Below are 1,529 nucleotides of genomic sequence, written 5' to 3' on the forward strand. Positions count from 1 at the left end.
CAAAAGTAGAAGCTTTAAGTGGCAAGCTATGACCGAGTCAACTTGAGGATGAAGGGATAATCAACAGACCCATTAGTTATGGCTATCTTAGGACATCAATTACGAGATAACTTACGAGCTGACCAAAAGGGTGCAGGTAGTACTACAGGGAGACATTTAACCTCATTACAACAACAACTTCTGCAAAAGAGTTTGGAATTGGATATATCAGAAAAATACCGTCAGCGTATTCAAATTATGTTGCTGGCGGATCAGGGGCAATCTCAAGCTGAAATTCGCCAAGCCTTAGGCTGTTGCCCAGCGACAGCTAGGCATTGGATCCTGATGGCTCGGACTGGTCAAGCACTCAATTGGCAGGATAATCCCATTGGTCGCCCTAAGGCGGTTAATGAGCAATATCTTGAACGGTTACAGGAACTGGTAAAACAGAGTCCTAGGGACTGTGGCTATTCATTTCGGCGCTGGACAGCTCATTGGTTGAGTAAGCATTTGGCTAAGGAATTGGGGGTTGAAATTACCCCTCGCCATGTGAATCGGTTGCTCAAAGAGATGGGATTGTCCACTCGACCGAGAAAATCCAGTAAGGCTCAGTCAAAGACGACTGAGAATGGGATGAGTGGGGTTAGCATTATGATTCATGACTTGCAATCGGCTGTTCTACCTGATTCTTCAGCGATTATGCTCTCTTACACAAATAGGATAACCCTGAGTACCAATGGTTAAAAGTTCATCTGCTCCAATAATTTCTCCTCAACAATTGAGCAAGACTCTGGGATATTCTCTGTCTCCATCAGAATTCCAGCGCGTCCTAAAACGATGTCAATTCAAAGAGCCTAAGGTGGGCAAGTTTTGGCACGCAGGAACTAGTAATGCCAATAGTAATGCCAATAGTAATGCTAATAGTAATGCTGGGATCTATATCATTATCGCTGGTAAGGTGAGACTACTCAATGGGGCAGGTGAATTAATCACTACCTTGGAAACTGAGGAGTCTTTTGGCGAATTGACCTTGTTCCCAGAAGTTGACTTGGAGCCCTATTTGGCTAGAGCTTCAGTGAATTTGAAGCTGTGCTTTTTACCAGCGGATGTGGTGTTGGCTCTGATGGATCGCTATCCCCAAATCCGAGACCATTTGTGGAATACAGCACAATTGCGAGACTCCCAGTGCCAAATGCGATCCTCTGAAAGAGCCGCTACCGGAACGCAAAATCCTGTCCCAGCTCACTCCGCCACTCCCCTCACCTCTGGATCCCATCAAAAAACCAAGTCCCAGAAAAAAATCAAGAAAGCTTTCTTCCCTCATCCTGCTCAGCGTGTGGGACATTGGTTTCAACGAATTACTAGGCGCTATCCATTTTATGCTCAACAGAGTGCTAGCGATTGTGGTCCAGCTTGTTTGGTGATGGTGTCTCGCTACTGGGGCAAGCAGTTTAGTTTAAATCGCTTGCGGAAGTTGGCGAATGTCAACCGAGATGGCTCATCCCTGCGAGGATTGTGCTTTGCTGCCGAAAGTGTTGGCTTTTCCACTC

Annotated in this window: 2 protein-coding genes; both read left to right on the forward strand. The window is 46.0% G+C overall.

All coding sequences use genetic code 11. The features are described 5' to 3' along the window. Positions 1 to 78 precede the first annotated feature (78 nt). Entirely contained in the window at positions 79 to 723 is a 645-nt protein-coding gene (locus F6K51_RS37035; RefSeq protein WP_293031108.1) for a helix-turn-helix domain-containing protein, read from the forward strand. Next, positions 716 to 1,529, forward strand: an 814-nt coding sequence (locus F6K51_RS37040; RefSeq protein ID WP_293031110.1) for a cysteine peptidase family C39 domain-containing protein, incomplete at its 3' end; no start/stop codon positions are given. The genes F6K51_RS37035 and F6K51_RS37040, both read left to right, overlap by 8 nt.

The sequence above is a fragment of the Moorena sp. SIO3I8 genome, assembly GCF_010692325.1.
Taxonomy (GTDB): domain Bacteria; phylum Cyanobacteriota; class Cyanobacteriia; order Cyanobacteriales; family Coleofasciculaceae; genus Moorena.

Bases quoted from the DNA above. Each gene is read 5' to 3' on its own strand.
- F6K51_RS37035 (WP_293031108.1), top strand. From the start codon at position 79: ATGGCTATCTTAGGACATCAATTACGAGATAACTTACGAGCTGACCAA.